Source organism: Micromonospora sp. ATLC16, from assembly GCF_057196645.1.
The window spans coordinates 21,681-28,307 of sequence record NZ_JBXUOW010000065.1 but is presented as its reverse complement, the minus strand read 5'-3'; the positions used below and the strand labels follow the sequence as shown (position 1 = coordinate 28,307).

The window sequence follows — 6,627 nt, the reverse complement described above, 5'->3', positions numbered from 1 at the left end:
GCCAGGTCCGAAGCGCGGGTCCAGGGGCACGCCCGGCGGGGCGGCCAGCAGCACGGTGCCGGTGCCCGGGGCGTCGGCCACGAACTGACGTACCTCCGGCGGACCGGACAGCGCCGTGCGCAGCGCCGCCGCCAGCTCGGCCGGCCGCAGGGCGGGCAGATCGGCGGTGAGCCCGGCCACCCAGCCGGCGACGCCCGCCGCGCCCTGCCGGAACGCGGCGTTGAGCCCGGCGTCCGCGACGTCCGGCAGTATCCGGGCGCCAGTGGACCGGGCCGTGTCGGCGACCTGGGCGTCGTCGGTCACCACGAGTATCTCGGCCACCCCCGGGCAGGCCCGCACCGCCGCCAGCGTGTCGGCGGCCAGCGCCAGGGCCAGATCCTGATGGGGTACGCCCGGCAGCCCGCCACGCAGTCGGGTCTTCGCGACTGCCAGGCGTTTGACCGGCAGCACCACCGTCCAGGGCTGTGTCACGCCTGCCATCCTGCCAGTCGGACGGCGGTACCCTCACTGGCCGTACCCGGGGCGAGCAGGCATGATTTCGGCTGCGGACCTCACCGGGCTTCTCCGGTGGGCGGGTCGGGCGGGCACGAGGAGGCACGGTGGGTCGGCGGAGGCTGGGATTCTGGCAATGGTTCGCCGTGGTGCTGGTGAAGCCGGTGATGACCGTCTGGACCCGGCGTACCTGGCGGGGCATGGAACACCTGGACCAGGACGGTCCCATGATCATCGTGCCGAACCACATCTCGCACGCCGACCCGCTGGTCTCCGCGCACTTCGTCTACGACGCCGGGCGGTGGCCGCAGTTCCTCGGCAAGGCGAGCGTGTTCAAGGTGCCGGTGATCGGCTGGATCCTGCACCGGTGTAAGCAGATTCCGGTCGAGCGGGGCTCGGTCGACGCGGTGAAGTCGCTGGACGCCCTGGTCAAGGCGCTCGACGAGGGCGGTGCCGTGATCATCTACCCGGAGGGCACCACCAGCCGGGAGCCGGACCTGTGGCCGATGAAGGGCAAGACCGGCGCGGCCCGGCTGGCGCTGGCCACCGGCGCCCCGGTGGTGCCGCTGGCGATGTGGGGACCGGAGCGGATCTTCGATCCGCGCCGGTCCCGGATCAACCTGCGCCCCCGGATTCCGGTGACCGTGTTCGCCGGGCCGCCGATCGACCTGAGCGGCTGGGCCGGCGCCGCCCCGAGCCGGCAGGTGCTGGAGGAGATGACTGACGTGATCATGCTGCGCCTGCGGGACATGCTCGCCGACATCCGGGGCGGGACACCACCGCCGCTGTGGCAGCGCAACCCCCGCCCGCAGCCCGACCGTCCGCGCCCGGAGGCGGCGGCATGAGCGAGCGGCAGCGAGTGAATCACCGGTGCGGTGCGGTGGGGTCTCACGACGGTGCCGACGGTAGGGAGGCGGCGGCGTGAGTGGGCACGTGGCGGTGCTGGGGGCGGGGTCGTGGGGTACGGCGTTCGCGAAGATCCTCGCCGACGCCGGCCGGGAGGTGACGCTCTGGGCGCGGCGACAGCCGATCGCCGACGTGATCCGCGCAGAGCGGCGTAATCCGGAGTACCTGCCCGGGGTGGTGCTGCCGGAACGGGTCACCGGAACCGGCGACCCCGTCGAGGCGATCAAGGGCGCCGAGATGGTGGTGCTGGCGGTGCCGTCGCAGACGCTGCGCGGCAACCTCGCCGAGTGGGTGGAGCACCTGCACCCCGAGGCCACCCTGGTGTCACTGATGAAGGGCATCGAACTCGGCACCACCAAGCGGATGAGCGAGGTGATCGTCGAGACCGCAGAGGTCGCGGCGGACCGGGTGGTGGTGGTCTCCGGCCCCAACCTGGCACCGGAGATCGCGGCGGAGCAACCGGCGGCCACCGTGGTCGCCTGCACCGATTCCGAGCGGGCCACCCTGGTGCAGCGGTCGATCACCACGCCCTACTTCCGCCCGTACACCAACGACGACGTGACCGGCTGCGAGCTGGGCGGGGCGGTCAAGAACGTGATCGCGCTCGCCTACGGCATCGCCACCGCGATGGGCTTCGGCCACAACACCCGGGCGATGCTGGTCACCCGTGGGCTGGCCGAGACCGCCCGGCTCGGGGTGGCCCTCGGCGCGGATCCGCTCACCTTCGCCGGCCTGGCCGGGATGGGTGACCTGGTGGCGTCCTGCTCGTCGCCGTCGGCCCGCAACCGCACCTTCGGCGAGCACCTCGGTCGAGGCGCGTCCCTGGAGGAGGCCCGGGTGGCCACCCGACAGACGGCGGAGGGGGTGAAGAGCGCGCTGGCGATCCGGGACCTGGCCCGCGCGCACGGGGTGGAGATGCCGATCACCGAGCAGGTCGAGCTGGTCTGTCACGAGGGGGTGGACCCCCGGCTGGCGGTCCAGGCCCTGATGAGCCGCACCACGAAGCCGGAGTGAGCATGATGGATGAGTACCGGCTCCTCTCACCGGAGCAGCACGAGCGGCTGTTTCCGGAGCAGGGGGACGGCACCCGGTGTGTGCACGCGGGCCTGCCCGAGCCGGCCCCGGGCGCGCCGTTCCTGCCCGGTCCGGTTTTCGCCGCGCCGTACCATCTCGACCCGTGGCAGGGCCCGGCGGCGACCCCGAACGGGTACGGGCGTCCGGACAACCCGACCCGTCGGTTGCTGGAGGCCGCGGTCGGTGAGCTGGAGGGCGGCGACTGCCGGGTCTTCGCCAGCGGTCAGGCGGCGATAACCGGGCTGCTGCTGGCGGTGCTGCGGGCCGGCGACGCGGTGGTGCTGCCCGCTGACGGGTACTTCCCGGTGCGGGCGTTCGCCACCGACACCCTCGCCGGCAACGGCGTACGGGTGCTCTTCGCGCCGACGGTCGGGCCGTACCCGGACTTCGACGGGGTACGGCTGGTGCTGGTGGAGACGCCGGCCAACCCGGGGCTGGACGTCGTGGACCTGCCGGCGCTGGCCGAGCGGGCGCACGCCTCCGGTGCGTTGCTGGCGGTGGACAACACCACCGCCACTCCGCTCGGACAGCGGCCGCTGGACCTCGGCGCGGACGTGGTGGTGGCCTCCGGCACCAAGGCGTTGACCGGACACTCCGATCTGCTGCTCGGCTACGTCGCCACCCGGTCGGCGGAGCTGTTGTCGACGGTCACCGCCTGGCGTACCGCGACTGGTGCCGTGCCCGGCGCGTTCGACGCCTGGCTGGCCCACCGGTCGTTGGCCACCCTCGACCTGCGCCTGGCCCGGCAGACGGCGAACGCGGCGGCGCTGGCCCGGCTGCTGGCCGACCGCGCCGACGTTTCCGGCCTGCGCTGGCCCGGCCTGCCGGAGGACCCGGCGCATCCGGTGGCGGTGCGGCAACTGCGCCGGATGCCGGGCGTGCTCTCCTTCGATCTCGGTAGCGCCGACCGGGTCGCCCGCTTCCTCGGCGCGGCCCGGCTGGTCACCGCGGCGACCTCCTTCGGTGGCCTGCACACCACTGCGGACCGGCGGGCCCAGTGGGGCGACGACACCGCGCCCGGTTTCGTCCGGCTCTCCTGCGGGGTGGAGGACCCCGCCGACCTGGTCGCCGACGTCACGGCCGCGCTGGACGCCGCCGCCTGATGGCGCCCGTCTCCCCGGGCGACCAGCACGCCCTGGTCGCCCGGCTGCGCCGGGCCGGCTGCGTCTGGGCCGAGGACGAGACGCGGCTGCTCGTCGAGGCCGCTGACGACCCGGAGACGCTCGCCGCACTGGTGGACCGGCGGGTCGCCGGTGAGCCGCTGGAGTACCTGCTGGGCTGGGCGGAGTTCTGCGGTGAGCGGATCGACGTCGACCCGGGCGTCTTCGTGCCCCGGGCGCGTACCGCCCTGCTGGTCTCGGTGGCGGCCCGGGTGACCGGACCGGCCGCGACCGTGGTGGAGCTTTGTTGTGGCTCCGGTGCGATCGGCCGGGTGCTGGCTCGTCGGCTCGCCGCACCCCGGCTGCTGGCCGCGGTCGACGTGGACCCGGCGGCGGTGGCCTGCGCGCGGCGGAACCTGACCGCCGTGGGTGTGCCGGTCCTCGCCGGGGACCTCTTCGATCCACTACCGGCGGCCTGGCGTGGTCGCCTCGACCTGGTGGTGGCCAACGCCCCGTACGTGCCGACGGCGGCGATGGCGCTGCTACCTCCGGAAGCCCGCCGGTACGAATCCGCCGCGGCGCTCGACGGCGGACCCGACGGGCTGGCCGTGCTGCGCCGGCTGGCCACTGCCGCGCCGAACTGGCTCGCGCCGGGTGGGCATCTGGTGGTGGAGGTCGGCCAGGGGCAGGTCGACCGGTTCCGGGCGGTGCTGACCGAGGTCGGGCTGGTGCCGTCGGTGGCACGTGACGAAGCCTCCGACGCCATCGCGATGCTGGGCCGGTACCCGGACGACGTGGCGGGCGGGCGGTACGAGAACTAGCCTCACGTCAGGCTGTGACGTTGGGAGGCGGAACTCGGGTGGACAGCGCAACGGTGGTCGTCGGGATCGACAACGGTGGCACGACCAACAACGCCACCGTGCTCACGCTTGACGGACGTTTCCTGGTCGACCGCCTGGTGGAGACGCCGAGCCGGGTACAGGAGGGCCCGGAGGCGGCGGTGGCGGCGATGGCGGACGCCTTCGACGGTGTGCTGGCCCTCACCGGGGTACCCCGCGAGCAGGTCGGCGCGGTCGGTCTGGACACGCCCGGTCCGGCCAGTGCCGGCGGCGTCATCTCGTCGAAGGGCTCCACGAACTTCTCCCAGCCGGCCTGGCGCGGCTACGACGTGCGGGGGGGCCTCGAACGTCGGCTGGGGCTGCCGGTGATCTACCACAACGACGGTAACGCCGCCGCGCTCTACGCCCATCATGTCCACTTCGGGGCCGATGCGATGCGACGCTCGTCGGTGGCGGCGATCGTCGGCACCGGCCTGGGCGGCGGGCTGATCGAGCATGGCCGGGTGATCTCCGGCGCGGCGGGGATGGCTGGCGAGCTGGGCCATGTGCAGATTCCGTTGACCACCGTGTTGGCACCGGGGCAACCGGTGCCGATCTGCGCCTGCGGCTTCGCCGGTGACGTCGAGAGCGTCGTGTCGTTGACCGCGATCGGGCACAACCTGTTGCCGTACTGGTTGACCCGCTTTCCGGGGCATCCACTGGCCGGCGAGTCGCCGGAGCGCGCGGCGAAGCTGGTACGCGGCTACGGCGAGCGGGGCGACGAGCTTGCCCGGGAGATCTTCGCCCAGCAGGCGAGGGCGCTCGGTGCGCTGTTCACCATCGCGGCGAACTTCACCGATCCGCACGCGTACTTCGTCGGCGGTGGGGTGGTGGAGACGGACCCGGCGTTCCGCGACTGGTTCCTGGCCGCCGTGCGCGAGCACACCCTGCTCCGCTCCGAGCAGGCCGCCCTGGCCACCTTCGCGCTGGTGCCGGACCGCGACATGGCTGGTGCGCGCGGCGTGGCGCTGGCGGCGCTGGAGATGATCCGGGCGCTGCCGTCGCCGCCACCGCTGGTCGGCGACTGAACCGACGACAGCGGAGGGGCTGACCGGGCCGGCGGTGCCCTTACCGGCCCGGTCAGCGGCTCTGGGGTGTGGTCCCTCCGCAGCTCAGCGGGTCGGCGGAGCCTGGGCGAAGGCGGTCCACGCCGACGGCCGGAAGGCCAGCAGCGGGCCGTGCGGGTCCTTGGAGTCGCGTACGGCGACTGTGCCGGGGACGACCGCCATCTCGACGCAGGCGCCCTCGTCACCGCTGTGGCTGCTCTTGCGCCAGCCCGTCACGGACTCCACGGCGTTGGTCGTCGGTGTCATGGCATTACCGTCCCTTCGAGAGTTTGAAGATTGCCTCGCGACTGTCCGTCGGGCTGAGCGCGACGGTGCGCAGGTGCTCCATGATCTTGGTGCAGGTACGCAGGTCGCCGGGACGGTCGAGGATCATCTGCCCGGCGACCGTCTCCACGGAGGCGATGATCGGGTCCTCCGGGTCGGCGAATTCGAGAATGTGCAGGGAGCCCCGGGTGCCCCGGTGGTAGCCGGCGACCAGCGGGATCACCTGAACGGTGATGTTCGGTAACTCGCTCATCTTGAGCAGGTGGCTCAGCTGACCCTGCTGCGCGGAGTCGTCACCCACCGGGCGCAGCAACGCGGCCTCGTCGAGAATCGCGTCGAAGATCGGCGGATCTTCCTCGAAGACCCGCTGCTGCCGGTCCAGCCGCATGCGCACCCGGTCCTCGACGTCGTTGTCGCTGAGGGTGTGCGGCCCGCCCCGCATCACGCCGCGGATGTAGTCGGCGGTCTGCAACAGCCCCGGCACCACCGACGGCTCGAAGTTCGCGATGGCGACGGCCTCGGCCTCCAGCGCGATGAAGTCGATGGTGCGTCGGTCGAGCAGGTACGAGTAGGACACCCACCAGCCCGGCTTGCGCGCGTCCTTGGCGAGCTGGACGGCGGCCGCGACCTCGTCCGCGCCGACCCCGTAGAGGGTGAGCAGCGCGCGCACGGTGGCCGGGTTGACCAGGGTTTGTGCGTTCTCGTAGCGGGAGAGCGTGCTGCGGGTGCTGTTGATCTCGTCGGCCGCGGTCTCCAGGGTGAGCCCGGCGGCCTCCCGATGGTGGCGCAGGGCGATGCCCAATCGACGGGCACGTGCGGTCTTCGGAGCCATGTATAGATGGTCGC

The 6,627-nt window shown here is 72.9% G+C and carries 8 protein-coding genes; 5 read left to right on the top strand and 3 right to left on the bottom strand.

Annotation, left to right across the window (positions count from 1 at the left end):
* The coding region (locus AC2CHE_RS21900; protein ID WP_484506737.1) for a CofC family guanylyltransferase at positions 1–471 on the bottom strand (471 nt) is incomplete at its 3' end.
* A gap of 128 nt (positions 472–599) precedes the next feature.
* Between AC2CHE_RS21900 and AC2CHE_RS21895 the strand changes: the two genes are divergently transcribed.
* From AC2CHE_RS21895 to AC2CHE_RS21875, 5 genes are all read left to right on the top strand, one after another.
* Positions 600–1,337, top strand: a complete 738-nt coding sequence (locus tag AC2CHE_RS21895; protein WP_484506736.1) for a lysophospholipid acyltransferase family protein — start codon at positions 600–602, stop codon at positions 1,335–1,337.
* A gap of 76 nt (positions 1,338–1,413) precedes the next feature.
* Positions 1,414–2,412: an NAD(P)H-dependent glycerol-3-phosphate dehydrogenase gene (locus tag AC2CHE_RS21890; protein ID WP_484506735.1), complete on the top strand. Its 999-nt coding sequence runs from the start codon at positions 1,414–1,416 to the stop codon at positions 2,410–2,412.
* Positions 2,413–2,417: 5 nt separating this feature from the next.
* A complete protein-coding gene (locus tag AC2CHE_RS21885) occupies positions 2,418–3,575 on the top strand; it encodes a cystathionine gamma-lyase (RefSeq protein ID WP_484506740.1) in 1,158 nt (385 codons plus the stop codon).
* The gene (locus tag AC2CHE_RS21880; protein ID WP_484506734.1) at positions 3,575–4,393 is read left to right on the top strand and encodes a putative protein N(5)-glutamine methyltransferase; all 819 of its coding nucleotides are present in this window, start codon (positions 3,575–3,577) and stop codon (positions 4,391–4,393) included. Before AC2CHE_RS21885 ends, AC2CHE_RS21880 begins: the two co-directional genes overlap by 1 nt.
* 53 nt (positions 4,394–4,446) lie before the next feature.
* The gene (locus AC2CHE_RS21875; RefSeq protein ID WP_484506739.1) at positions 4,447–5,478 is read left to right on the top strand and encodes an ROK family protein; all 1,032 of its coding nucleotides are present in this window, start codon (positions 4,447–4,449) and stop codon (positions 5,476–5,478) included.
* Between the two features lie 84 nt (positions 5,479–5,562).
* On the opposite strand, the gene AC2CHE_RS21870 is transcribed toward AC2CHE_RS21875, so the two are convergent.
* Both AC2CHE_RS21870 and AC2CHE_RS21865 read right to left on the bottom strand, forming a co-directional pair.
* Positions 5,563–5,763, bottom strand: coding sequence for a DUF397 domain-containing protein (locus tag AC2CHE_RS21870; RefSeq protein ID WP_484506733.1), 201 nt, complete (start codon positions 5,761–5,763; stop codon positions 5,563–5,565).
* Between the two features lie 4 nt (positions 5,764–5,767).
* On the bottom strand, positions 5,768–6,613 hold the full coding sequence (locus AC2CHE_RS21865; protein WP_484506732.1) for a helix-turn-helix domain-containing protein: 846 nt from the start codon (positions 6,611–6,613) through the stop codon (positions 5,768–5,770).
* Positions 6,614–6,627 lie beyond the last annotated feature (14 nt).

Excerpts from the sequence above, each read along its gene's own strand:
- AC2CHE_RS21885 (WP_484506740.1), top strand. The coding sequence starts at position 2,418 with ATGGATGAGTACCGGCTCCTCTCACCGGAGCAGCACGAGCGGCTGTTT.
- AC2CHE_RS21880 (WP_484506734.1), top strand. The coding sequence starts at position 3,575 with ATGGCGCCCGTCTCCCCGGGCGACCAGCACGCCCTGGTCGCCCGGCTG.
- AC2CHE_RS21870 (WP_484506733.1), bottom strand. The coding sequence starts at position 5,763 with ATGACACCGACGACCAACGCCGTGGAGTCCGTGACGGGCTGGCGCAAG.
- AC2CHE_RS21865 (WP_484506732.1), bottom strand. The coding sequence starts at position 6,613 with ATGGCTCCGAAGACCGCACGTGCCCGTCGATTGGGCATCGCCCTGCGC.